This window comes from Pseudomonas sp. NFR02, from assembly GCF_900119375.1.
Lineage (GTDB): Bacteria > Pseudomonadota > Gammaproteobacteria > Pseudomonadales > Pseudomonadaceae > Aquipseudomonas > Aquipseudomonas paracarnis.
The window spans coordinates 188855-215212 of the sequence record NZ_FPJJ01000003.1 but is presented as its reverse complement, the minus strand read 5'-3'; the positions used below and the strand labels follow the sequence as shown (position 1 = coordinate 215212).

Annotated in this window: 17 protein-coding genes and 2 riboswitches; of the genes, 8 read left to right on the top strand and 9 right to left on the bottom strand. The window is 61.6% G+C overall.

All coding sequences use genetic code 11. From position 1 onward, the window contains the following. Positions 1 to 11: 11 nt before the first annotated feature. From BT199_RS11410 to BT199_RS11400, 3 genes are read right to left on the bottom strand one after another with little or no spacing between them, the layout of a single operon-like run. Entirely contained in the window at positions 12 to 881 is an 870-nt protein-coding gene (locus BT199_RS11410) for a rhomboid family intramembrane serine protease (RefSeq protein ID WP_072434500.1), read from the bottom strand. Then, complete coding sequence (locus tag BT199_RS11405) at positions 878 to 1852, bottom strand: metallophosphoesterase (RefSeq protein ID WP_162236638.1); 975 nt, start codon at positions 1850 to 1852, stop codon at positions 878 to 880. Before BT199_RS11405 ends, BT199_RS11410 begins: the two co-directional genes overlap by 4 nt. Next, positions 1849 to 2739, bottom strand: a complete 891-nt coding sequence (locus BT199_RS11400) for an NAD(+) kinase (protein WP_003217892.1) — start codon at positions 2737 to 2739, stop codon at positions 1849 to 1851. The genes BT199_RS11405 and BT199_RS11400 overlap by 4 nt, the downstream gene beginning before the upstream one ends. Before the next feature lie 144 nt (positions 2740 to 2883). Between BT199_RS11400 and BT199_RS11395 the strand changes: the two genes are divergently transcribed. Beyond that, positions 2884 to 3831 carry a DUF1853 family protein gene (locus tag BT199_RS11395; RefSeq protein WP_072434499.1) on the top strand — a complete coding sequence of 316 codons (948 nt, stop codon included), beginning with the start codon at positions 2884 to 2886 and terminating at the stop codon, positions 3829 to 3831. Positions 3832 to 3956: 125 nt separating this feature from the next. Here the strand turns inward: BT199_RS11395 and BT199_RS11390 are convergent, their stop codons facing one another. The 4 genes from BT199_RS11390 to cobW form a co-directional block, all read right to left on the bottom strand. Continuing rightward, the gene (locus BT199_RS11390; RefSeq protein WP_072434498.1) at positions 3957 to 4559 is read right to left on the bottom strand and encodes a vWA domain-containing protein; all 603 of its coding nucleotides are present in this window, start codon (positions 4557 to 4559) and stop codon (positions 3957 to 3959) included. 53 nt (positions 4560 to 4612) lie between these two features. After that, positions 4613 to 5617: a magnesium chelatase ATPase subunit I gene (locus tag BT199_RS11385; protein ID WP_058410566.1), complete on the bottom strand. Its 1005-nt coding sequence runs from the start codon at positions 5615 to 5617 to the stop codon at positions 4613 to 4615. A 125-nt stretch (positions 5618 to 5742) separates the two neighbouring features. Next, positions 5743 to 9504 (bottom strand): cobaltochelatase subunit CobN, encoded by a 3762-nt coding sequence (gene cobN, locus BT199_RS11380; protein ID WP_072434497.1) that lies wholly within the window; start codon positions 9502 to 9504, stop codon positions 5743 to 5745. A gap of 2 nt (positions 9505 to 9506) precedes the next feature. Then, the gene (gene cobW, locus BT199_RS11375) at positions 9507 to 10568 is read right to left on the bottom strand and encodes a cobalamin biosynthesis protein CobW (RefSeq protein ID WP_072434496.1); all 1062 of its coding nucleotides are present in this window, start codon (positions 10566 to 10568) and stop codon (positions 9507 to 9509) included. Positions 10569 to 10660: 92 nt separating this feature from the next. Further along, a riboswitch (cobalamin riboswitch) is annotated at positions 10661 to 10861 on the bottom strand. Positions 10862 to 11061: 200 nt separating this feature from the next. Here cobW and BT199_RS27240 point away from each other — a divergent pair. The 5 genes from BT199_RS27240 to cobM all read left to right on the top strand — a co-directional run bounded on the left by BT199_RS27240 (position 11062) and on the right by cobM (position 14280). Continuing rightward, on the top strand, positions 11062 to 11763 hold the full coding sequence (locus tag BT199_RS27240) for a hypothetical protein (protein WP_175556208.1): 702 nt from the start codon (positions 11062 to 11064) through the stop codon (positions 11761 to 11763). Between the two features lie 98 nt (positions 11764 to 11861). Further along, positions 11862 to 12075: riboswitch (cobalamin riboswitch) on the top strand. Between the two features lie 95 nt (positions 12076 to 12170). Continuing rightward, positions 12171 to 12359 carry a CbtB domain-containing protein gene (locus BT199_RS11365; RefSeq protein ID WP_003190735.1) on the top strand — a complete coding sequence of 63 codons (189 nt, stop codon included), beginning with the start codon at positions 12171 to 12173 and terminating at the stop codon, positions 12357 to 12359. An 11-nt stretch (positions 12360 to 12370) separates the two neighbouring features. Then, complete coding sequence (locus BT199_RS11360; protein WP_072434495.1) at positions 12371 to 13075, top strand: CbtA family protein; 705 nt, start codon at positions 12371 to 12373, stop codon at positions 13073 to 13075. Beyond that, positions 13072 to 13464 (top strand): cobalamin biosynthesis protein, encoded by a 393-nt coding sequence (locus BT199_RS11355; protein ID WP_072434494.1) that lies wholly within the window; start codon positions 13072 to 13074, stop codon positions 13462 to 13464. The genes BT199_RS11360 and BT199_RS11355 overlap by 4 nt, the downstream gene beginning before the upstream one ends. Before the next feature lie 69 nt (positions 13465 to 13533). Further along, a complete protein-coding gene (gene cobM / locus BT199_RS11350; RefSeq protein WP_072434493.1) occupies positions 13534 to 14280 on the top strand; it encodes a precorrin-4 C(11)-methyltransferase in 747 nt (248 codons plus the stop codon). A 117-nt stretch (positions 14281 to 14397) separates the two neighbouring features. Here cobM and nfuA read toward each other — a convergent pair whose 3' ends face one another. Next, the gene (nfuA, locus tag BT199_RS11345; protein WP_003190728.1) at positions 14398 to 14982 is read right to left on the bottom strand and encodes a Fe-S biogenesis protein NfuA; all 585 of its coding nucleotides are present in this window, start codon (positions 14980 to 14982) and stop codon (positions 14398 to 14400) included. Positions 14983 to 15196: 214 nt separating this feature from the next. Between nfuA and BT199_RS27445 the strand changes: the two genes are divergently transcribed. Further along, positions 15197 to 19549, top strand: coding sequence for an SET domain-containing protein (locus BT199_RS27445; RefSeq protein WP_072434492.1), 4353 nt, complete (start codon positions 15197 to 15199; stop codon positions 19547 to 19549). Between the two features lie 203 nt (positions 19550 to 19752). On the opposite strand, the gene BT199_RS11335 is transcribed toward BT199_RS27445, so the two are convergent. Next, positions 19753 to 22044 carry a fatty acid cis/trans isomerase gene (locus BT199_RS11335; RefSeq protein ID WP_072434491.1) on the bottom strand — a complete coding sequence of 764 codons (2292 nt, stop codon included), beginning with the start codon at positions 22042 to 22044 and terminating at the stop codon, positions 19753 to 19755. Between the two features lie 167 nt (positions 22045 to 22211). Between BT199_RS11335 and metH the strand changes: the two genes are divergently transcribed. Next, positions 22212 to 25922 carry a methionine synthase gene (gene metH, locus BT199_RS11330; RefSeq protein WP_072434490.1) on the top strand — a complete coding sequence of 1237 codons (3711 nt, stop codon included), beginning with the start codon at positions 22212 to 22214 and terminating at the stop codon, positions 25920 to 25922. Positions 25923 to 26358: the final 436 nt, after the last annotated feature.

The following is a 26358-nucleotide window of genomic DNA, read 5'->3' as shown; positions in this document are numbered from 1 at the left end:
GCTCTTCCTTATCAAAGAGACGCTTTGCGACGGTTGTACAAACCGCCGAGCAAACCCGTCAAGCAACCGATGACCAACCCGCCCACATGGGCCGCGTTGGCGATTTCGCCGAAACCGATCATCGAGACCAGCCCCGACAGGCAGAGCAACAACCACACCAGCATCATCACCAGCACCCCACGGGGCAGGCGATAGGCCGGGTTGGGCGACAATAATTGAAAGATCCAGCAGTGCCCGAGCAGGCCGTACAAAACGCCAGACAAGCCGCCAAACAAGCCGGGGCCACCGTAGGCGTATTGCGCGTAGTTGGAGACCAGGCTGAACAACAGGGTCAGGCCCAGCAGGTTGATGCTGCCCTGGCGCGCTTCAATGCGCCGACCCAGCTCCCAGTACCACATGCCGTTCATCGCCAGATGCAGGATGCCGAAGTGGATCAGCATCGGCGTGACCAGGCGCCACCACTGCCCCGAGGCCAGGGTGTCGGCCAACGGCGTGAACTGGATGTACTCGCCCAGCACCCGGAATGGCAGGAAGGTCAGCCAGGCCATGGTTTGCAGGTTAGCGCCGAGCAACGTCACGGCCGCGACGATGAGGCTGGCCAGCAAAACCAGCGCGGTGACCGGGCTATGGCGCACTTGCTGGACAAAGCCCGGCCGCGCAACCGGCGCCTGCTCGGGAATATCCAGTTGCTGGTCCGGGTCGCCAGCGGGGAAACGTTGATACAGCACGCGCACGTCGTCGCTGATGGCCTCGGGCACCCACAGCACCTGTTCACCGGCCTCCTCGCTGACGCGGTGCGGCACCTGCATGCGGTGCAGCAACTTGACGAAACCACCCAGGTCGACGCTCAGGGGCAAGCGCAATACAGCTACGGTACTCATGGAATGGCCTCTGGTCGCTCAACGTCGACCCATACGAATTTACGCGGATCCAGCTGGGTTTCCTGGTCCAGTCGATACGCCACCAGCTTGCCGTACAGCACCGCGCTGTAGTCCAGGCAGGCCAGGTTCGGGCGGATCGGCGCGGGTTTGCCGCTGCGCCAGTAGTGGCCGACGAACAACAGCGGTTCATCGACGCCATAGCGCAGCAAAGAATTCTTTTGTGTGGACGACAACGGCGTGCGTGCCACCGGCTCCGGCAAGGCGTCGGGCTGGAACACGATGTCGCCGTAGGTCTTGGGGTCATCTTCCCAGAACTTGGTGCGAAAGAACGAACGCGTCAGGCCATCGCCACCGGTCAGGGTGAGCCCATCGGGCAGGCGCATATCGGTGCCGCGCAACAGGCGGTCGAATGCATTGCAGGCGAAACTGCCCGGTACGGCGGCGGCTTGCAGGAAATGCGGGTCGATGCAGCCATCCGGGAAGGTGGCGCGCAGCGGCTGGATAAAACTGTCGTCCCAGCACGCGTGCACCACGCGGAAACGCCCGGCATCGACAAACAGCGGCATGTCGTAGAACCAGCCGAGGAAGTCGTGCCAGTCGGCCGGGTGGTGTTCGAACTGGGTCAGGGTCTCGTGGATCAAGCGGGCGTGGCGCGGGTTGTGCTCACGCACGAACTGCTTGCCACTGCCCGGCGGTGCCGGCGTGGTCCAGCCCAGCGCATTGAACTCGTGGTTGCCCATGATGCACAGCGCCTGGCCGGCCTCGGTCATATCGTGGACGATATGCAGCGCCTCACGGATGCGTGGGCCACGGTCGATGATATCGCCCAGGAACACCGCCATGCGTGACGGATGGCGCCAAGTGCCGCCCTGCTTGTGGTAACCCAATTGGTCGAGCAAGTGCTCAAGGGTATGAGCGCAACCGTGCACGTCACCAATCAGGTCGTAGCTACGCGCGGGATCGAGCATCAGTCGCCTCCACCTCCCAAGCGGCTGCCCCAGCCCAACTTGGTGCGGCACACTTCGTAGTAGTTGTGATCCAGCGGGTGGATCAAGCGCAACTTCTGTGCCTTCTTGCTCACGGTGATGGTGTCACCGGGGGCGCAGGTGAAATGGTTCTGCCCGTCGCAGGAGACTTGCGGGTAGATTTGCATGTCTTTGGATACCACGATTTTCAGCTCACTGTTGCCATCGACCACAATTGGCCGACTGGACAACATATGGGGGTACATCGGCACGATCACAATGGCATCGAGCTTGGGGTGCATGATCGGGCCGCCGGCCGACAGCGCGTAGGCGGTAGAACCGGTAGGCGTGGCGACGATCAGGCCGTCGGCCTTCTGGCTGCAGACGAACTGGCCGTCGATGTACAGCTCGAACTCGATCATGCGCGTGGATTTGCCGGGGTGCAGCACCACGTCGTTAAGGGCATCGCCCTGGCCGATCGCCTCGCCATGGCGGCGCACTTCGGCCTGCAGCAGGAAGCGGTTCTCCACCAGGTAATGGCCGTCGAGCACCTTGGCCACTTCGACTTCCAGCTCATCGGGGCGGATGTCGGTGAGGAAGCCCAGGCTGCCGCGGTTGATCCCCAGCACCGGCACGTTATGCCGCGCCAGCGCCCGGGCAGCGCCGAGCAGGCTGCCATCGCCACCGACCACGATGACCATGTCGCACACCTCGCCGAGCATCTTGCGCGACGAGGTTTGCAGGCCGTGGCCAGGGAGGATTTCAGCGATGGTGTCTTCGAGGATCACATGCAGGTGGCGCTCGAGCAGAAACTTCTTCAGCCGGCGGACGGTGTCCAACACCTGGGTACTGCCCAGGCGACCGATAATGCCGATATTGCGAAATTGCTCCATGGGGCTCCTGCTGGATCTGGGGTGAGGCAAAAAGAGCGATTATGGGCGAAAGGCCGCCTCAGGCAAAATCCTTTGTCGCCGCCAAGCCTTGATGACAATGGTTCTCAGGCACCTTCTGCGCACTGAAAAGGCTATGCTCGGACCATGACGCCATTCCCCGACTTGCACACCCTGCCCCGCCAACTGCGCCACCCCGAGGTGCGCGACCTGGCGTGGGTGATGCTCGCACCACCGATGCTGGCGCAGACGCCTTGGCCGCAGCGCCATCCGCTGGCGGGCAGTGACTGGGTGCAAGCCCCTCAGCAACTCGAAGCCTGGCTGCGCCAGCTGGACCAGGACAGCAGCGCGTTGCAGCAGTGGTTGAGCCTGGCACGTACCCGGCGCCTGGGCCTGTATTACGAGCGCTTGTGGCAATTTGCGGTGCAGCATGCGCCGGGCGTGGAGTTGCTGGCCGCCAACCTGCCGATCCGCCGTGCCGGGCACACGCTGGGCGAGTTGGACATGCTGCTGCGCGACCGCGAGGGGGTGCACCACCTGGAACTGGCGATCAAACTCTACCTGGGCCCGCAGGACGGCAACGGCCAGGACGCTACGCAATGGCTGGGGCCTGGCTGCCATGATCGGCTGGACCGCAAGCTGGCACACCTGGCCGAGCATCAATTGCCAATCTCTGCGCGGGCAGAAAGCCGCGAGGCCTTGGCGGCGCTGGATATCCAAGCGTTCGATGCGCATTTGTGGCTCGGCGGCTATCTGCTCTACCCCTGGCCCGGCGCGGCGCTCTCCCCCCTCGGCGCTCACCCGCAGCACCTGCGTGGGCGCTGGTTGCATCAGCGCGACTGGACAGACTTTGTCAGCACCCGCCCAGAGGGTCGTTGGCAACCCCTGCCCCGCCATGCCTGGCTGGCGCCCGCGCATTACCCGGCCGATGAAGTGTGGAGTGAAGTGCAGATGAAAGGCTGGCTGGCAGACCTGGACCCGATGGCCCCGGCGCAGTTGCTGGTGCGCATGGTGCCGAACGGTGAGGAGTGGGAAGAAGCAGAGCGGTTGTTTCTGGTGGCCGATCTTTGGCCGAATGTGCCGGGGACAGGTTGATACAGGTGTGGTGTGTTTGAGGGCCTTTTCGCGAGCAAGCCCGCTCCCACAATTGTCCGCATTCCAAAGGGTGTACTGGGTCAAATGTGGGAGCGGGCTTGCTCGCGAATGCGCCCTCCCTGGCACTACACATCATCGATATGTTGATAATCCAACTGCAACCCCACCGCCAATGCCTCAGCCCGTCCCAACCTGATCGGCCCACGCTCGATGTCAATCAACATGCCTGGACACTCCAATCGCGGCAGCGCGCCCGTCGCCTTGAGCCGCCCATCGGTCACCACCAGCAGCTTCTGTTGCTCGGCAGGATAGCGCTTGCGCCGTGCCGCCAACCAATGCCCCGCCTCCGTCAGCGCAGCCAGCAACGGCGTCCCGCCGCCTGCTCCCAACTGCCCCAACCAATCGGCCAAGCCTTTCGCCGCCTTCAAACCTTGCACCTGCCACTTCGGCGATTGCCCGCTGGCCGTCAATAACGCCATGCGCGCCCGTTGGCGATAAGCATCATCAAACAGCTGGGCCAGCAGCCCCTTGGCATCGGTCAGTGCCCGATGGCGCCGCGTGGACGCCGAAGCATCGACAATCACCAGCCACAGTTCAGGAGCCGACCGGCTACGCAGTTGGAACAGCAGGTCCTCATGGCATTGCGGCCGCCCACCCAGCAACGTGCCCGGCCAATTGATCGCCCCGCGCTGTGCGCTGCGGGCCTTGCCCTGCCGGCCAGTGTTCAATCGCCCCGCCTGGGGCCGGGCATCCGCCCCCGTGTCAGCTCGGGGGCGGATGCCTAGGGCTTTTTTGGCCAGGTGGGTACATCGCGGCGGGCGCCCGTGGGCAAGGCGGGTGCGGGCATATCGCCCCACTGGCCTTGGCCGGGCGAGGTGTCGGAGGGTGACGATGACGGCCCGTCATTCGGCGGGGGCGGCGCGCCTGCAGGCGCTTGCTGCTGACGTCGATGGCGCAAGGCGAACTCCGCCACCGCGTCGATATCGTCCTGCTCGATAGCGACGGCGCCACGCCACGCCGCATGGGCACGGGCGCCACGCAACCAGACCAGGTCGGCACGCAGGCCGTCGACCCCAGCGGCAAAGCAGCGCTCGGTGATGTGGGCCAACGCCTGGTCATCCAGGGCGATACTGTCTAGCCGTGCCCGCGCCAGGGTGCAGCGTTCGCGCAAGGCAGCTTGCGCTGGCGCCCACTGCGCGCAGAACGCCGCCGGGTCAGTGTCGAAATCCAGGCGACGCCGAATGATCTGCCCGCGCTCGGCGGGCAAGGTTTGCCCGCTCAAGGCCACGTTGAAGCCGAAGCGGTCGAGCAACTGCGGGCGCAGCTCGCCCTCCTCCGGGTTCATGGTGCCGATCAACACAAAGCGCGCCGCATGGCGATGGGAAATCCCGTCGCGTTCGATCAGGTTGGTGCCGCTGGCGGCTACGTCCAGCAGCAGGTCCACCAAGTGGTCGGCCAGCAGGTTGACCTCATCCACGTACAACACCCCGCCGTCGGCCTTGGCCAACACGCCGGGGGAGAATTGCGCGCGGCCTTCGCCCAGCGCGGCATCCAGGTCCAGGGTGCCGACCAGGCGCTCTTCGGTTGCGCCCAGGGGCAAAGTGACAAACTGCCCGCTGGCCAGCAGGTCTGCCAGCCCGCGGGCCAGAGTCGACTTGGCCATGCCCCGTGGCCCTTCGATCAGCACGCCGCCGATCTTCGGGTCGATGGCCGCCAGGCACAGCGCGAGCTTCAAGTCATCGGCGCCGACCACGGCGGACAGCGGGAAATGGGGAGTATCAGTCATAGTCAACTCTTAATAGCTCGTTCCAACGCTCCCGCGTGGGAACGCTTCGCTGGACGCTCGGCGTCCGTTCTTGTGACGCAGAGCGTCACGGGCTGCATTCCCACGCGGAGCGTGGGAACAATCACTCAGCTGTCTTCTTCTATGTCCAGCAACAGGTTTTCCAAGGCTTCGCGGTACGCCCCCGGTGCCTGCCACAAGCCACGTTGCTGGGCTTCGAGCATGCGCTCGGTCATGTCGCGCAGGGCATCTGGGTTGTGCTGTTGCACAAAGGCACGGGTATCAGGGTCCAGCAGGTAGGCATCGGCGAGCAAGGCGTATTGGTGATCGTCAATCAGCGCGGTGGTAGCGTCGAAGGCGAACAGGTTGTCCACGGTCGCGGCCATTTCAAACGCGCCTTTATAGCCATGGCGCTTCACGCCTTCGATCCACTTGGGGTTGGCCGCACGGGAACGGATCACCCGGTTGAGCTCTTCCTTCAAGGTGCGGATTTTCGGCACGTCCGGCTGGCTGTGGTCGCCATGGTAGCTGGCGGCCTTTTCGCCGCTCAGGGTTTCCACGGCGGCCAGCATGCCGCCCTGGAATTGGTAGTAGTCGTTGGAGTCGAGCAAGTCGTGCTCGCGATTGTCCTGGTTCTGCAACACCGCCTGCACCTGGCTCAACCGCTGGGCAAATTGCTCGCGAGCCGCAGTGCCTTCGTCAGCCCCCCCGTAAGCGTAGCCACCCCAGTTCAGGTAGACCTCGGCCAAGTCCTCGCGGCTCTGCCACAAGCGCCCGTCAATCGCGCCCTGCACGCCCGCGCCATAGGCACCCGGTTTGGCGCCGAAAATGCGCCAGCCGGCCTGCTTGGCCGCGGCACCTTCATCCAGGCCCGCCTCAAGCAATGCTTGGCGTTCACTGCGCACTTTGGCGGCCAGCGGGTTCATGTCGTCGGGTTCATCCAGGGCCGCCACCGCTTGCACCGCCGCATCGAACAGGCGGATCAGGTTGGCAAACGCATCGCGGAAGAACCCGGACACGCGCAGGGTCACGTCCACGCGCGGACGGTCCAATAAGCTGATCGGCAGGATCTCGAAATCGTCCACCCGCTGGCTGCCGGTGGCCCATACCGGGCGCACGCCCATCAGCGCCATGGCTTGGGCGATATCGTCCCCGCCAGTGCGCATGGTGGCAGTGCCCCATACCGACAGGCCGAGCTGACGCAGGTGGTCACCGTGGTCTTGCAGGTGCCGCTCAAGAATCAGGTTGGCCGACTGGAATCCGAGACGCCAGGCCGTGGTGGTTGGCAGGTTGCGTACGTCCACGGTAAAGAAGTTACGCCCCGTAGGCAGCACATCCAGCCGACCGCGACTCGGCGCACCGCTGGGCCCCGCCGGGACAAAACGCCCACTCAAGGCATCGAGCAAGCCACGCATCTCTGCGGGGCCGCAGGCATCCAGGCGTGGCGCGACGACGATGCGCAGGCCTTCGATCACCGCCTTCACCTCCTGCCAGCCGGGCTCTTCCAACTGTTCGATGGGGCCTTCCAGTGCCTGCTCGATCAAGCGCGCCGCGTACAACTCCAGACGTTCACGGGTATCCCCGGCCGTACGCCACAGCTGATCGTCAATCTTCTGCAACACCAACGGGCGCCGCCCCGTCCAGGGCTCGGCCAGTGCGCAATCGAGCGGATCAAACCCCAGGTCGAATGCCTTGGCCAACACTCGCAGCAGGCTCGACTGCGGGCCCCGGCCATCGCCACGGGGAATGCGCAACAGCGCCAGCAAGGTGTCGATACGCAAGCGGCCCTCGGGCGACTCGCCAAAGATATGCAGGCCATCGCGGATCTGCGATTCCTTCAAGTCGCACAGGTAGGTATCCAGGCGCGGCAGCCACACCGCCGCGTCCGCCTCACTGCCCAGTTCAAGCTCCTGGTCGATACGGGTTTCGCGCACCAGTTTGAAGATGTCTTTTTGCAATTCCAGCGCACGGCGCGGGTCGAGCAATTGCGCCTCGTAATATTCGTCGGCCAATAACTCAAGGTCACGCAACGGGCCGTAGGTTTCGGCGCGGGTCAGCGGTGGCATCAGGTGGTCGATGATCACCGCCTGGGTGCGCCGCTTGGCCTGGGCGCCCTCACCCGGGTCGTTGACGATAAACGGGTAGATATTCGGCAGCGGCCCCAGCAATGCATCCGGCCAGCAGTGCTCCGACAGGCCCACGCCTTTGCCGGGCAGCCACTCCAGGTTGCCGTGCTTGCCCACATGGATCACGCCGTGGGCGCCGTAGGTATGGCGTAGCCAGAAATAGAACGCCAGGTAGCCATGGGGCGGCACCAGGTCCGGGTCGTGGTACACCGCGCTGGCATCTACCTGGTAACCCCGGGCCGGCTGGATGCCGACAAAGGTCAGGCCCAGGCGCAGGCCGGCGACCATCAAGCGGCCATCGCGGCACATCGGATCGTTTTGCGGCGCGCCCCAACGCTCCAGCACGGCCTGGCGATTGGAGGCCGGCAAACGATCAAACATCGCCTGGTATTCCACAAGGCTCAGGCTTTGATGGCAGGGGCGCAGGTCGAGGCTGTCGAGATCGTTGGTGACGCCGCCGAGCAGTTCATGGATCAGCGCGGTGCCGCTGTCGGGCAGCCGCTCCGCCACCGGGTAGCCCTCGGCTTGCAAGGCGCGCAGGATATTCAGCGCTGCCGCAGGGGTGTCCAGGCCTACGCCGTTGCCGATGCGACCGTCGCGGGTCGGGTAGTTGGCGAGGATCAACGCAATCCGTTTCTCGGCATTGGGCACCCGCGCCAACTCGACCCAACGGCGTGCCAGCTCAGCGACAAAATCCATGCGTTCGGGCGCTGCACGGTAGCACACCACATCCGACTGGCTGCGCTCGCTGCGCCAAGCCAGGTCCTTGAAACTGATCGGCCGGCTGATGATGCGCCCGTCCAACTCCGGCAAGGCAATGTGCATCGCCAGGTCGCGGGGCCCCAGGCCTTGTTCGCTGGCCTGCCAGCCGGGCTGGTTGTCCTGGGCGCAGATCGCCTGGATCACCGGGATATTGCGGCGAAACGGGCGCAAATGCGGCGCTTCCGGGCTCGATTGGGCAAAGCCGGTGGTGTTCAGAATTACCGCGGCTTGCACGTCATCCAGCAGGTTCTCGACCACCGTGAGGCAGCCGGGTTCTTTCAAACTGGCCACCGCGACAGGCAAGGGGTTGAGGCCCGCCGCCTGTAAGCGCTGGCAGAACACATCAATAAAACCGGTATTGGCCGCCTGTAAATGGGAGCGGTAGAACAGCACCGCAGCCACCGGCCAGTCAGCGTGCCAATCGGCCTGCCAGTCATTGAGGCGGGCATTGGCGTTGTGCGGGTGATAGATCGCCGTGCGCGGCAGCGCTTGCGGCTCGGCCCAGGCATAGTCGCGCCCCAGATGGGCACTGGCTAGGCAGTGGTAAAAATCCAGGGCATTGCCCAGGCCACCTTGGCGCAGGAAGTGCCACAGGCGCTCGCGGTGTTCGGCCGCAACGGTGCTCAGGCTGCTGAGTTCCGGGTCCGGGCGGTCGTCACCCGGCACCAGGATCAGGGTGACGCCGCGTTCGGCCAACTCCACCAGGCGCTCGATGCCGTAGCGCCAATACCCGATGCCGCCGTGCAATGACAGCAGGATGACCTTGGCGTGGCGCAATACCTCGTCGACGTACAGGTCGACCGAGGCATGGTTCTGCACCTGCATTGGGTTGGCCAGGCGCAGGCTGGGGTAATCCTCGGGCAATTGCTGGGCGGCTTCGGCGAGCAGCGCCAGGCTGGAATCGCCGCTGCACAGGATCACCAGTTCAGCGGGGGTCTGGCCAAGGTCGGCTATATTGTCGTCCGCGACGAAACCACCGGGTTGGGTCCTGAGCAGGTGCATGGTTAAACGCTGAGGGCAGCGCGCAATTGCGCTTCGAGGCCAGCGGCGTCCAGTTCCTGGCCGATCAGCACCAGGCGCGTGGTGCGTGCTTCGTCAGCGCCCCAGGCACGGTCGAAGTGTTTGTCAAAGCGCGTGCCCACGCCCTGGATCAGCAGGCGCATCGGTTTGTTGGGGATCGCGGCGAACCCTTTCACCCTCAGGATGCCGTGCTGCACCACCAATTGGGTCAGGGCGTCGAGCAGCAGCGCCTCATCGGCTTGGGGCAAGTCGATGGAGACGGAGTCGAAGGCATCGTGATCGTGGTCGTCTTCACCTTCGTGGTGATGGTCGTGATGGCTGTGACGCCCGTCGATATGTTCCTCGGATCCGACGCCCAGGCCGATCAGCACGTCCAGGGGCAGGCGACCGCTGCTGGCTTCGATGATCTTCACCGCGGCCGGCAGTTCTTCGGCGACCTCCAGGCGCACGCGGGCCAGGTCTTCGGCGCTGATCAGGTCGCTTTTGTTGAGGATCACCAGGTCGGCGCTGGCCAGTTGGTCGGCGAACAACTCATGCAACGGCGACTCGTGGTCCAGGTTCGGGTCAAGTTTGCGCTGGGCGTCGACCTGGTCCGGGAAGGCGGCAAAGGTACCGGCGGCCACGGCCGGGCTGTCGACCACGGTGATCACCGCGTCAACGGTGCAGGCGCTGCGGATTTCCGGCCACTGGAAGGCTTGCACCAACGGCTTGGGCAGGGCCAGGCCCGAGGTTTCGATGAGGATATGGTCCAGGTCACCGCGACGGGCGACCAATTCGCGCATCACCGGGAAGAACTCTTCCTGCACGGTGCAGCACAGGCAACCGTTGGCCAGTTCGTAGACGCGGCCATTGGCTTCTTCTTCGGTGCAACCGATAGAACACTGCTTGAGGATTTCACCGTCGATGCCCAACTCGCCGAACTCGTTGACGATCACCGCAATGCGACGGCCCTGGGCGTTGTCGAGCATATGGCGCAACAGCGTGGTTTTGCCCGAGCCAAGGAAGCCGGTAACGATGGTGACGGGAAGTTTGGCCAGTGTTTTCATCGAATGCCCTTTGGGGCGGGCATACGGGACGACAGGCCCTGCGGCGGCGCGCAGCAGCGGATTTCGTCACCGGATCACCCCGCCCGGTTGAATTGGAAAATCAGTGGCGAGGCAGGTCTCCTGGCTAGGGGTGTGCAGGTCTTGCGACCAACGCTGACTGCGCCTTCCCGCCCTATCGGCAGTGGCGTGGCAGTCAACTGAACCCTTCACAGTTGCGGGGGCAGCCGCGGCTTGAACCGCGTTCCCTTCTTAGCTTCGGCCTGGGCCGAAGAACCTCGAAGGTGCAAGGCTACGCAGTGAGTGACAGCGGGTCAATCTCAGCGTTTTGTATTAATGGATATCACCCGTCATCGGCGATGCCTCCCTAAATACCCAAAGACTTTGTAACAAGCGCGCAGCAATGGCTGCGGAACCGCTGAGCGATTAGAACCACATTAATAACGAGACACCTCATACATGCCTTGCAAAAAACTCACTGAATTGGAGAAGATCCTTGACATCAATCCCCAGCCAAATGAACACGCACTGGAATTCACCGACCCTGGACGCCTCACCGGACGGCGCACACGCACTCGACAAACGTGAAGCGCCGCAGGCAGCCTCCCTTCAAACCTCTGCGGACCTCATGCATCCCGAGGAGCTCGCACGGGCGCTGCAGGCACATTACGGGGCGATGGTAGATCCGCGTTCTGGTGAGATCACCCGCAGTTCCCTGCAGAGAGTGGCGGACGGAGTGCCACTTCACGGGACGCTCCTCACGCAGGACCAGATAGACATTGCCCAGGAAGTCCTCAAGCGCAGAGACTTGTTCGCACAATTGGCCAATGCAGACAAAACGGACGGAGCTATCACCCGCGATGAACTCGCAATTTCGTCGCGAGACTATCACCACCTCAGTGATCGGGGGCTGATCGCCCTGGTCGGAAAGCATTTCGACGAGTATGGAGGCGGTGACAGATTCGTGAACTTCAACGAGCTGAAACAAGCTGCCGGTGAGGTCGAAAGCAACAAAATCTATACTCCTCAAGAACGTGGTGTGGCCGCAGAAGTGCTCAAGCGCGAAGAGTTACTCAAGCGATTGGACATTGGCATCGGTTTCTTCGGTATTCCAGGCAAACAAGACCAACGATTTGATCGTGTTAACGTTGGGTACACACAACTAAACAGCTCGGTTGAGTCCCGCTATCCTGGTTGATCAGCTCTCCTGATGCACTACCCGCACGGCAGTGTTTGAAAGTGCGAACCTTGAGCGCCATCAAACCTCCATTTGACGGCCTCCTTAACCCATGCTCTCCTACACATCTTGTTTCGGGTGCCCTTCACAGGGTGAAACGGGAAACCGGTGCGTCATAGACCTATGACCAGTCCGGTGCTGCCCCCGCAACGGTAAGCGAGCGAAGCGTCATGGCCACTGTGCTTGTGCATGGGAAGGCGATGCTTTCAGGAGGACTCTTTCCAGAGCCGCCCCTCGCAAGCCCGGAGACCGGCCCGAAAACTTCAGATAACAAACCCGCGGTGGGCGGGCGCTGTTCGAACCCTGCGTGCCTGGCGCGTGGGGTTTTCATGCGCTCGTTTCACCCTGACACCTGAAAGGGACGCGCCATGTCGATCATCAGCAGCACTTCGCACACCGCCACTAGCACCGCCACCCTCAGCCAACGCCTGACCGCCGCCATCGGTGCGTCGATCCTTGGCGCGTGCCTGGTGTATTTCGCCGGGTTCTCGCATATCGAGGCAGTGCACAACGCCGCCCACGATACCCGCCACAGCGCCGCGTTCCCGTGCCATTGAGAGCTGCCGACATGATCAAGCGTATTGCGCAAACCGCAGGGTTCACTGGGCTTTTGGCTGCCTTGCTGCTGACCCTGCTGCAAAGTTTCTGGGTGGCACCGCTGATCCTGCAGGCGGAAAGCTTTGAAAAAGCCCCGCCAGCCGCCGAAATGGTGCACGAGCACGCCGCTGGCGCTGCTGCCCACAGCCACGATGCCCAAGCCTGGGAGCCGGAAGATGGCTGGCAGCGTGTGTTGTCCACCACTGGAGGCAACCTGGTGGTGGCCGTAGGCTTTGCACTGATGCTCGCCGGCCTCTACACGCTGCGTGCGCCGACCCGCACCGCCCAAGGCCTGCTCTGGGGCCTGGCCGGCTACGCGACCTTTGTACTGGCCCCCACCCTGGGCCTGCCACCGGAACTGCCGGGCACTGCGGCGGCGGACCTGACACTGCGCCAGACCTGGTGGATCGGCACCGCAGCCTCCACCGCCGCCGGCCTGGCGCTGATCGTGTTCGGCCACCACTGGCTGTTGAAAGGCCTTGGGCTGGCGATTCTTGCCGTGCCCCACGTCATCGGCGCGCCGCAACCTGAGGTACATTCGATGCTGGCCCCGGAGGCGCTCGAAGCGCAGTTCAAGATCGCCTCGCAATTGACCAACGTCGCTTTCTGGCTGGCCCTGGGCCTGATCAGCGCCTGGTTGTTCCGCCGCAACCGCGACGACCAATACTCGGCATGATCCTGGTTGTCGGCTTGGGCTGCCAGCGGGGCTGTGAGGTTCACAGCCTGCTGGCGTTGCTCGACAGCGCCCTGGCCGAGGCCGGCATCGAGCGCTCACACATTACGGCGCTGGCAAGCATTGAGCCCAAACGCAATGAGCCCGGGATGCTGGCCCTGGCCCAGTGCCTGAACTTGCCTTTGCAATTTTTCTACGCGGAACAACTGGCGGGCTATGAACATCGGCTGAGCTATCGCTCAGCGCTGGCTTTTGCTCACACCGGCTGTTACGGCGTGGCCGAAAGCGCCGCCCTGGCCCTGGCCGAACAGCTGTCCGACAGCCCTGCCCGCCTGCTGATCCCGCGAAAGAAAAATACCCAAGCGACCCTGGCATTAGCCTGCGCCGGTTAAAATCTCGATAATTGCCACTCTCGATCATGAGCGTTGTTCATGCTCGCTCGTTTCTCAACAGGATTTTTCATGACCGTCTACTTTATTGGCGCCGGCCCCGGCGACCCGGAATTGATCACCGTCAAGGGCCAGCGGCTGATCCGCAGTTGCCCGGTGATCATCTACGCCGGCTCGCTGGTGCCCGCCGCCGTACTGGAAGGTCATCAGGCGCTCCAGGTGGTCAACAGCGCCGAGCTGCACCTGGAACAAATCATCGAGCTGATCAAGACGGCCCATGCCCAAGGCCAGGATGTGGCGCGGGTGCACTCCGGTGATCCCAGCCTGTATGGGGCGATTGGTGAACAAATACGCCATTTGCGTGAGCTGGGCATCCCTTTCCAGATCATTCCAGGGGTCACGGCGGTCGCCGCGTGCGCGGCCCTGCTGGAGACCGAACTGACCCTGCCGGACATCGCCCAAAGCGTGATCCTGACCCGTTACGCCGATAAAACCCGCATGCCCCCCGGTGAAGACTTCGACAGCCTGGCGCGGCATGGCACCACGATGGCGATTCATCTGGGGGTCAATCATCTGGAGAAAATCGTTGCCGAGCTGCTGCCGCACTATGGCGCAGACTGCCCGATTGCCGTGGTACACCGTGCCACCTGGCCGGATCAGGACTGGGTGGTGGGCACGCTGAGTGACATTGCCGAGAAAGTCGCGGCCAAGGGGTTTCGGCGAACAGCGTTGATTGTGGTGGGCCGGGTGTTGTCCAGTGACAGTTTCAGCGAGTCGTCGCTGTACCGCGCAGGGCATGCGCACCTCTATCGCCCCTGAAGCCAGCTCCCACACTTGATCTGCTTTATCAGATATATTTTGCAACTCTATGAATTTAAATAATAAAAAACGGCGCTCACGGGGCGCCGTTTTTTATGTTCGCAGTGAACACCTTACTCAGTAGTAGGCGTTTTCTTTCTGCGTGTGGTCAGTCACGTCACGTACACCCTTGAGTTCAGGAATACGTTCCAGCAGCGTGCGCTCGATGCCCTCACGCAAGGTCACGTCCGCCTGGCCGCAGCCCTGGCAGCCGCCGCCGAACTTCAGTACGGCGATACCGTCATCCACCACGTCGATCAGGCTCACCTGGCCGCCATGGCTGGCCAGCCCCGGGTTGATCTCGGTTTGCAGGTAGTAGTTGATACGCTCATTGACCGGGCTGTCGGCGTTGACGTTCGGCACCTTGGCGTTGGGGGCCTTGATGGTCAACTGGCCACCCATACGGTCGGTGGCGTAGTCGACCACGGCGTCGTCCAGGAAGGCTTCGCTGAAGGCGTCGATGTACGCGGTGAAGCTTTTGAGCCCCAGGGCGGTGTCTTCAGGCTTCTCTTCGCCGGGCTTGCAGTACGCAATGCAGGTCTCGGCGTACTGGGTGCCAGGCTGGGTGATAAAGACGCGGATGCCGATACCCGGGGTGTTCTGCTTGGACAGCAGGTCAGCCAGGTAATCGTGGGCGGCGTCGGTAATGGTTATGGCAGTCATGGAAACTCCTCACAGGCTTGCCCGCAGTTTACGCCAAATTATTACGCAGGTACAAAGTCCGAGTATTTTTGTCGGGAAAGACCTGTTCCTGTTGGCCTGACGCATCGTGACACCTGGCCATTTCTGCGAAAACCTGTGCCTACCTATATAGCCCCCCCCGCAAACCCCGGCTCAATAGAGTGAATCCTCTTCGACTACGGATTGTGAGGATTGAATGAATAACGCATTGCAGAGCTTCTATTTCAAGGGCTTGCCGGAACAGCAAGCGCATTTGGACCATCTGATTGATTTCGTGACGACACAAGGCTCGCTGACGGCATCCGCCGCCGAGGTGTACTACTGCCCCCCGCACAACAGCGAACTGCATCGCGAGTGCAAGGAAGCCTTTCGAGTCTTGGCAAAGCTGGAAGCCGATGAAGACTTTCAGCGCTTCCTGCGGGAAAAGCCCGAACCGGATGATTCCATTATCGGCCGGGACTTCCTTTACGACCTGCTCTCCACCCTGTTCAGCAGCACGCGCTCACCGATACCCGACCCTGCCGAAACGTTCAGCATTGCCGACCATTCGGTCATCCTGCGCCATATGCCCACCTATTGGTACATCGACGCCGACGTGTTGCTGGATATCAACCGGCGTGTGGGTAACGGCCTCAAAAGCGACGGTTCGGTGCGGTTTGATCTGGTGCTCAAGTATTACTCGATCATCCCGGCACAGCCCAAAACCCGCGAGCAGTGGAAAGCGGTTCTCGCTGTCTTGCAGGAACATCACACCCTGAAAAAACTCGGACACGAAGGCAACCTCAGCGATTTGCAGCACTTGCTGGATGCGCCTGCCGACCAGAAAATCAAGGAGATTATCCGCCAGATCGAAACACAAACCCGTCAATCGCTGTTCCGTCATGTATTGCCCGAAACATTTACCGCCTCACAACAGGACATGCTCACCACCACCCCCACCGTGCTGCTCGAGCAATTGCTCAATAGCCCCGATAACCTGACACTGGGCGAACGGATTGCCAAGGCCTTGGACTGGTATGGCAGCCAGAAGGACGAAATCTGCCCAGACCCGGTAAGGGTGAAATTACTGTGGCGCGCGTTGTGGCTGACGATCATTCCCAGCACCGACTCGCTGATCGACAACGAATTGAAACTATTCATCGCGCCTGGCGCGTCTTATTCGTCGGTCCGCCAATCCTTGATCAGCCGCTATGAACATAGCTTGTCGATCAACGCTGACGCGGCACAATTGGCGGTGTGCGTCCTCAAGGCCAATGTTGCCAGCGAAGTCTGGGTGGCCGATATTCCCGATGACCTGCCCTACGCTGCCACCAGTACCTGGGTCAATTTCAGAAGCGGCTTTCTGCTGGCCGAAACGATTGCACCGGGTTCATCGCGCCACATGAGTTTCGAACAATTGCTCAACCTGGCGGCGGAACACTTTCGCGCCAGCGGCGATGACATCAAACAACAGGCACTGGTCGCAGCGGCCAAGTTGGGCCCCACCGTGCAATGGGCACAGGCTAACGGCCTGATCGCCAGCCGATCGTCGGGCCACTCACGCGATGAGCTCACCCAGGCCGTCACCGCCCTGGAGCAGCATGAATATGAGATGTTCAACGCAATTCAGAACCTCAAACTCAAACTGCCCAGCCGTTGGCGCTTTGTCTCGGACATGGAGTACGAGAAAGCCTTTCGCGAAGCCCTTGAGGTGCCGAGAAACGCCTACAAGACCTTAATCCAGTCACTGCTTGCGCACCTGGGCAATGCGACCCTGGATGTGGATCAGGACGAGATCACCGTGTATTCATTAAGAGAAGCCCTGGACAAGGTGCCCATTGAATATGAAACCAAAGCCAAGACCGATGCCGTTCGTTACCGGACAGGTTTTATCCTACGCATCGCCAAGCCCCGCTCGCCCCTCCATGCCATCTACATCGAGGTATTCCCCTTCGCCGGCCTGCTGCGTCGACGCAAAGACCTGCAAAGCCTACCGCTAAACGGCAAAGTGGTAGAGCTACGCGACGCCATGAGCTGGGACAAGTACAGGCTGGCCACCGAAGTACCGTTTGATCGAGAGGCTTACCGCGAGAACAAAGCGCCCAGGCCAGGCAAAAAAGCTGAGTTGATCGTTGAACAAGTCGGCGAGACACTGCCTGGCATCGACGCAGGGCCGCGCATCCCATCGTTCGCGCCCAACACGCTGTATGCGCCGCGCAGTGAAACCCTGGCAAGCATGATTGCCCGCGAGCTGTTTTTCTGCGATGAGCAAGCCCTCCTGGAAAAAACCCGCAAAGACACGCGGGAGGTAGACATTCCCGCTGAGGTACTCGAAGACTTGGCGTTCTGGGGCAAGATTTTTATCCCGTTTTGGGGCGGTATCGACGACATCGCCTCCGGTGATCCCCAGCGCATCAAGTCAGGCGTCGCCGGCCTGTTCATTGACATCGTAGCTTTCGCGTTGCCGGTAGGGCGGTATGTGGCCGGCTCCACCCGCCTGCTCATCCACGCAGGCAAGACCGGGCTGCGCCTGGCGCTGCCTAAGCTCGCGAAACTGACCGGGAAGCTGGTAATTGCCACGCTCCAAGAACTCAACCCCCTGGCCGCCCTGCCCAGCCTGCTCAGGCTCGCGCGCTTTGGTTTGCTCAAGCTGGGACATAAATTGATGCGCCAGGCAAAACGGGGTATTGCCCAGCTGCGCGATGGGACGATCGCCGCAAGGCACATACGCTCGGTTGACCCTGACAGCTGGAAGCCGCTGCAGGCGGGCGATCAACTGTTTACCGTGGACGGCTTCGCCAATGTCCCGATGCGCAACGTCGGCAGCCTCGAGGCGCCGGATTATCGCTTGATCGATACCGCCTCCAATAAAGCCTTCGGGCCGCGCTTTAGAGAGCCGATCACGGTCATCAGCAACAGCAGCCCGTTGATTCGTCAGTACGCGGTTGACCCGGAGTTGATCAGAGGCCTCAAGCCCGACGCACGCGGTATCTTCTCCCGAGCGGACTACAACCAGAAGTTCATCTGTAATGTTGATGACAAGGGCAAAATCGCGGTGTACCAGGTCCGCGACAATTCCTATGGGTTCATTCAGGAGGCCGCCGCGGGCGCCGACACCAGCTTTTCTATCGTACTGGTCAATCCGAGGAGCAATCGCGATTTGTCGATCACGCTGTCGTCGGTGGAGCCTGGTCATTGGTATTCGGGCCCGATCAAGCTCGCGGGCGGCGCGCCGGATGCGCCAAGCGTGGTAACGCCCTCAGTGCTGTTGAAATGGACCGAGGCCAGTGAAGACGCCCTGAAAAAAACCATGGACAACTTCGTCAGCACTTACAACCTGGACCCCAGCGCCTTTCGGCAGTTCGTCAACAGCCGCAACACCCTGACACCCCGAGGGCGAAAGATGCTGGACCGTGCAGGGACCGCCCGCACCTGCGTCACTTACGAGCATATGGAGCACTGGAGCAAGGCGTCCCAGCGCGAGCGCAACAGCCTCACCCTTGAAGGCTTCGCCGCCGACCATAACCTGGACCCGGTGGCCTTTGCCGAGCATGTAAACATTGATGGCACCTATCGAGCGGCAGGCAAAGTACTCGCCAAATACGCCAGAGGTGAACAATTCGACGACCTGAAACCCGAACACCTGCAAGCGTGGAACAAGCACTACAACGCCACCAACTCAAGGGTGTCCATGCACGCATTTGTCGAGCAGAACAACCTCAACCCGGTTATCTGGAGTGACTACGTCAATGACAATGGCAGCATGACCCGCGCCGGTAGAGAAAGGTGGCTGTTCGGACAACGAAGCCCGGCGGACGAGCCCGTGGCCAGGAAGCGGCCTGCGCCCCCCACGGCAGGTAGCTCAAAACGTCCGCGGCTGGACGATGGCGCCACACCCACGCGGCGCCGATCCACTTCAATCACGGCGTCTTTTGATCATAAAATCAACAATAATGCGCCAATTCTGCAAGACCCCAACGACGTCAGGCGCAGCTTGACCCTTGAACTTGAAGGTCCGTTGCAAAAAATAGAGATCACCGACGCCAACCAGTTTTTTGACGAGTTCACCGGCCTGCAATACGTCGAAGTCAAAGAGGCTGCAACCAAGAGTATCCGTGAATGGATCGCCAAGGAAGGCAATCATCATCGCCGGCTTGATCGCCTTTTGGAGGTCAAGAAACTGCAGGAGGGCCCAGAGCGTGGCCTGTCGGTCGTAGCCAGAACCGATATAAAACGCTTCGATGTCCTTGGGCCGTATACCGGCAAGCTGCACCTTGATCAAGCCTCGATCAATACCGAGATACTGGAAAAAGGTGAAGCGGCCGTCGGCACGTATTTATTCCAGACCCACACTCATGGCGCGACTATCAGCGGCCACGGTAACAGCAACACGCTAAGCCTGATCAATGCGGTCAAGGTGCCCAATCTGCCCGACGTTGGCATCGAAAATGTCGGCGCCGTGTATGTAGGCAAATACATGGTGTTCATAGTCGCTTGGCGGGATATCCCTGCCGGGACCGAGTTGCTGATGGACTATGGTAAAGCCTACTGGAAGTACGTGAGGCCCTGAGCCGCCAAACGGCAGTCCTAATGCTTTTGCCTGATGGGTAACGCATCATCAATGCCAAACCAATGTTTGAGCCTGCGATGCGTAGCCTTCTCCAACACCTGGTAACTGGCCCATGCGCCCAGCGCAATGACAGCGATGCACACCGCTATCATTGCGTAGGGGTCTATTGCCCTGTGCTCGATGGCCCAGCGCAACGCGAGCAGTTATAGGTTCTCATAGCGGTTCATGTCCAATACGCCCTCTTCCACCGGCGTGGTTTCGTGGATGTACCGCGACAAGTCATGGAAGTACTGCCAGAACAGCGGGTGACTGCGGCGCACACCCCAGCGGTCGACGATTTTCTCGAAGCTCTTGGCGTCCTTGGCCTGCTCCATCTGCGCGACAAACTCAGGCACTTGCCGGGCCGGGATATTGAACATGAAGTTCGGGTAGCTGCTGAGCACGCCTGGGTAGATCGTCACCGTGTCCAGCCCCGGCTGATAGCGATACGCCTCTCCCAGCAGGAACGCCACATTACTGTGGGCACGGTTGCGCAGCAGGCTGTAGACCTCGCGCTTGCCGCTGGCGGTTTCGATGCGCAGCATCGTGGCTTCGGGCAATTGCTCGATCACCTTGAGCCCTGCTGCCGGCCGTGAGGTCAGACGGCTCAGCGCTTGTTCGGCATCCTGCAAGGCCGGGTCGATGCCGTCGCGGGAGCAGAACGCGCCGCTGCAGCGGTTGATCGGATCGGGGCTGGCGTTCAAATGGCCGTAGCGGGTCAGCAACTGGTTGGCGAAGTCACGCTTGGGGTCCTTCTCGCTCAGGTGCAAACCACTGGCCTTGTCATCGTCAATCGCCTCGTAGTCCAGCCACAGCTTGAGCTTGCCGCTGTTCTGGTACCAGTCGTCCAGGAAGTCTTCGCGGGTATCCGCTGGCATCAAGCGCAGGAAGTTCTGCTCGGCGCCGTTGCGGATCAGGTCGAAATACAGGCGGGTCTGGGCCTGGTGCGAGACGTTGCCAAACACATCGAAATTCACCGCCAGCTGGTAATAGGTGCGTTCCAGCAGTGGGTAGTCGAACAGCCACATCGTCTGCGGAACCTCGCCAATCAGGCCCTTGGTCACCGAGGCGCTGTCGAAATGGCGGAAAATGCTCAACAAGGCGTTGTCATTGCCCGCCCACAATGTCGACCAGCTCGGCGCCGGCAGGTCTGCATAGTTGTCACGGCGCAAGGCTTCGTACTGATTGCGCTTGTCACGATAGGCCAGCCACAGGCTCAGCACACTGCCCACGTCGTCATTCTGCCCGGGCATGGCCAGCAACGGCGTGGCCTGGCCGCGATAACGGGCATCGGTGATGTACAGATCGTGGTCGGGGTCCTGGAACAGCGTCCAGAAGTTATCGCGGATCACGTCCGTGGCGATCTGCCCACGGCACACCGGCCCGCGAATGAAGGTACGCACGAAGTACTCAGCGTTATCGAGCATGAATTGGTAGCGCGCTTTAGCCGGGATGGCTTCGAATGTCGCGAACGGGTTGGCGCGGCTGCCGGGGCCGTAGCCTGGCAAGGCCGTGACCTGCCAGTCGCCGGCGTAGAACAACGCCTTGATCCGCGCCATCTTCGCCGCGCTGAAGGGGTAAATGATGTGAGTTTTATGCACGATCACACCCTGCACCGGCCACAGGCGGTAGTACACCTGGGTGCCTGGGTCGTCGTTGGGGCGACGTGTGGCGATCAGGTCAATCGGCTGGCCACTGGGCGTACGCGAACGCACCCACTGGAAGTAATGCCCCGGCTCGCCGTTCTCGAAATAGATATGCGCCAGGAACAAATGCTCGAACAGCCAGCGCGCCACCAGGCTTTCCCGGGCGCCCGGCTGGTTGAACAGGTTTTCCCACTGTTGCACTTGCAACGCTTCCCTGGCACTCGGCGCCAGGCCCTGCTCGTCAATCGGCGCGCCGGAGGCCAGCCAGCGTTGCAAAGTCTGGTATTGCTGATCGGTCAGGCCGGTGACCGCCAGCGGCATACCTTCCTTGGGGTGAGCGCCGGCATAGGCACTGAACTCGCCGGGCGTTGCGCACATATTTTCGCGGTTGAGCCCCAGCACAATGTTGTCGGGCAGCTTGGCATTGGGCGCCAGCGGCGCGTTGTGCCCCAGCTCCAGCATGCGCGCCATCAGCGCAGCCTGGCTGCCCTGGGCGTCCAGCACCGAATAGAAGCCCTTTTGCTGCCACGCCTGCTTCCCGAATGCGTCATAAAACAAACGCGTCGTTGGCGTGGCCTGGCTGCGCTCGCCGTCATACACCGGCATTTTGCTTGCCCCGCGTGCGGCGCCCTCGGCGCTCCCCAAGTTGAGCTGGCAGGCGGAGTCGTAGCAGGCGTGGCAGGCCACGCATTTCTCGGTGAAGATCGGTTGGATATCGCGGGTATAGGAAATCGCCGAAGCGGGACCCTCTGCCTGCGCAGTACTGGCTATCAAGGCCAGGACGGCGCTGACGATCAAACGAAGTGACATGTATCGGGTCCCGATTCAAGGCGTGCGGTCTGTGAAATGGCGGTGATTCTACCGGGCCATGACCGCCAGCAACATGAGCGATATTCATGCACAACCCGGACATGCTCCAAATCGGCACAGGTTTGCTATGATTCACGCCCTCCGTAATGCCTGACCAGAGTAGTCCCATGCCCGATCGTAGCGCTCGCCTGCAAGCCCTTCACCAAGCCCTCAAGGAACGCATCCTGATCCTTGATGGTGGCATGGGCACGATGATCCAGAGCTATAAGCTCGAGGAGCAGGACTACCGTGGCAAACGCTTCGCCGATTGGCCAAGCGACGTCAAGGGCAACAACGACCTGCTGGTGCTGACCCGCCCGGACGTGATCGGCGGCATTGAAAAAGCCTACCTGGACGCCGGCGCCGACATCCTTGAAACCAACACCTTCAACGCCACGCGTATCTCCATGGCCGATTACGGCATGGAAGAACTGGCCTACGAACTGAACGTGGAAGGCGCACGCCTGGCGCGCAAGGTGGCCGACGCCAAAACCCACGAGAACCCGGCCAAGCCGCGTTTTGTCGCCGGTGTACTGGGCCCGACCAGCCGTACCTGCTCGCTGTCGCCAGACGTGAACAACCCCGGCTACCGCAACGTGACTTTCGATGAGCTGGTGGAAAACTACACCGAAGCCACCAAGGGCCTGATCGAAGGTGGCGCCGACCTGATCCTGATCGAAACCATCTTCGACACCCTCAACGCCAAGGCCGCGATCTTCGCGGTGCAAGGTGTGTTCGAGGCGTTGGGCGTGGAACTGCCGATCATGATCTCCGGCACCATCACCGACGCCTCAGGTCGTACCCTGTCGGGCCAGACCACCGAAGCGTTCTGGAACTCCGTGGCCCACGCCAAGCCGATCTCGGTCGGTTTGAACTGCGCCCTCGGCGCCAGCGAGCTGCGCCCCTACCTGGAGGAGTTGTCGAACAAGGCCAACACCCACGTTTCGGCGCACCCTAATGCTGGCCTACCCAACGAATTCGGCGAGTACGACGAGCTGCCATCGCAAACGGCCAAGGTCATCGAAGAGTTCGCCCAGAGCGGCTTTCTCAACATCGTCGGCGGCTGCTGCGGTACCACACCGGGCCATATTGAAGCCATCGCCAAGGCCGTGGCCGGTTACGCGCCGCGCCCGATCCCGGACATTCCCAAGGCCTGCCGCCTATCAGGCCTGGAGCCGTTCACCATTGATCGCCGTTCGCTGTTCGTCAACGTCGGCGAACGTACCAACATCACAGGCTCAGCCAAGTTCGCCCGCCTGATCCGCGAAGACAACTACACCGAAGCCCTGGAAGTCGCCCTGCAGCAGGTGGAAGCCGGCGCCCAGGTGATCGACATCAACATGGACGAGGGCATGCTGGATTCGAAGAAGGCCATGGTGACCTTCCTCAATCTGATCGCCGGTGAGCCAGACATCTCCCGCGTACCGATCATGATCGACTCTTCCAAGTGGGAAGTGATCGAAGCCGGGCTCAAGTGCATCCAGGGCAAGGGCATCGTCAACTCCATCAGCATGAAGGAAGGCGTAGAGCAGTTCATTCACCACGCCAAGCTGTGCAAGCGCTACGGCGCGGCGGTGGTGGTGATGGCGTTCGACGAAGCCGGTCAGGCTGACACCGAAGCGCGCAAGAAAGAAATCTGCAAACGCTCCTACGACATCCTGGTCAATGAAGTGGGCTTCCCGCCGGAAGACATCATCTTCGACCCGAACATCTTCGCGGTCGCCACCGGCATCGAAGAACACAACAACTACGCCGTCGACTTCATTAATGCCTGTGCCTATATCCGGGATGAACTGCCCTACGCGCTGACCTCCGGTGGCGTGTCCAACGTGTCGTTCTCGTTCCGTGGCAACAACCCGGTGCGTGAGGCGATCCACTCGGTGTTCCTGCTGTATGCGATCCGCGCGGGCCTGACCATGGGGATCGTCAACGCCGGCCAACTGGAGATCTACGACCAGATCCCGGCCGAGTTGCGTGACGCCGTCGAAGACGTGGTGCTCAACCGTACGCCGGAAGGCACCGACGCCCTGCTCGCCATTGCCGACAAGTACAAGGGCGACGGTAGCGTCAAGGAAGCCGAGACCGAAGAGTGGCGCGGCTGGGACGTCAACAAGCGTCTTGAACACGCGCTGGTCAAGGGCATCACCACGCACATCGTCGAAGACACCGAAGAGTCGCGCCTGTCGTTCGCGCGCCCGATCGAGGTGATCGAAGGCCCGCTGATGTCCGGCATGAATATCGTTGGCGACCTGTTCGGCGCCGGCAAGATGTTCCTGCCCCAGGTGGTGAAATCCGCCCGCGTGATGAAGCAGGCGGTGGCGCACTTGATCCCGTTCATCGAGCTGGAAAAAGGCGACAAGCCCGAAGCCAAGGGCAAGATCCTCATGGCCACGGTCAAGGGCGACGTGCATGACATCGGCAAGAACATTGTCGGCGTGGTGCTGGGTTGCAACGGCTATGACATCGTCGACCTGGGCGTGATGGTGCCAGCGGAGAAGATCTTGCAGGTAGCCAAGGAGCAGAAATGCGACATCATTGGCCTGTCCGGTCTGATCACACCGTCCCTGGATGAAATGGTGCATGTGGCTCGCGAGATGCAGCGCCAGGATTTCCACCTGCCGCTGATGATCGGGGGCGCCACCACCTCTAAGGCGCACACGGCGGTGAAGATCGAGCCCAAGTACAGCAATGACGCGGTGATCTACGTCACCGACGCCTCCCGCGCCGTGGGCGTGGCCACCCAGTTGCTGTCCAAGGAGTTGAAGGCCGGCTTCGTCGAAAAGACCCGTCTGGAATACATCGACTTACGTGAGCGCACCTCCAACCGTAGTGCACGCACCGAGCGCCTGAGCTACCCGGCGGCCATCGCCAAGAAGCCGCAGTTCGACTGGAGCAGCTACACCCCGGTGGTGCCAACCTTTACCGGCGCCAGGGTGCTGGACAATATCGACCTCAACGTCCTCGCCGAATACATCGACTGGACGCCGTTCTTCATCTCCTGGGACCTGGCCGGCAAGTTCCCGCGCATCCTCACCGATGAAGTGGTGGGTGAAGCGGCAACCGCGCTGTATGCCGATGCCCGGGAAATGCTCAAGAAACTGATCGACGAAAAACTCATCAGCGCCCGTGCGGTGTTCGGTTTCTGGCCGACCAACCAGGTGCAGGACGATGATCTGGAAGTCTACGGTGACGACGGCCAGCCCATCGCCAAACTGCATCACTTGCGCCAGCAAATCATCAAGACCGACGGCAAGCCGAACTTTTCCCTGGCCGACTTCGTCGCGCCCAAGGACAGCGGCGTGACCGACTATATCGGTGGTTTCATCACCACCGCCGGCATCGGTGCCGAAGAGGTGGCCAAGGCTTACCAGGACGCCGGCGATGACTACAACTCGATCATGGTCAAGGCCCTCGCCGACCGTCTCGCAGAAGCCTGCGCCGAATGGCTGCACCAGCAAGTGCGTAAAGAGCACTGGGGTTATGCCAAGGACGAGCAACTGGACAACGAAGCACTGATCAAGGAGCAGTACAGCGGCATACGCCCTGCCCCCGGCTACCCGGCGTGCCCGGACCACACAGAAAAGGCCCAGCTGTTTCAACTACTGGACCCAGAGGCGCGTGAAATGCACGCCGGGCGCAGCGGCGTATTCCTGACCGAGCACTACGCGATGTTCCCGGCGGCGGCGGTCAGTGGCTGGTACTTTGCCCACCCACAGGCGCAGTATTTTGCGGTGGGCAAAGTCGACAAGGATCAGGTGACCAGCTACACCGCACGCAAAGGCCAGGACCTGAGCGTGACAGAGCGCTGGCTGGCGCCGAACCTGGGTTACGACAACTGAAGGCCTGCCCGGCTCGATACCGCCGTGTCGACGGCCCCGGTTGCGGCGATGCCGGACCGGGCCGTGGCGCTACGGTGACAGTTGCCTGTAATGCCTGCACCTCCTTAACAATTGTCGGGACAGCCCCAGCAAACGCTGGCCCTTGATCAGCCGCCGCATCCCCGTACGCCTCGGTATCGTGCAGTCGTTCGAGCAAATGGAAAAACCGCTCATGCCCCGGCTCATCGGCCAGTTGTTGCCATAACTGCCGCCTGGGGACGGCCAAGTCCTGCGGTGGTCGCTGTACTTGTCGCCAATGGCAAAATACACACAGCCTGTCAGCCTGATTTTCATCAGGCTCATTCCCGCACATAACCTGAAGTCGCCGCAGGTTGCTTGTCAACGACACGCTGGGTGGGTAGATCAGACATTCGGTCACTCCGGTGATTGGGAATGA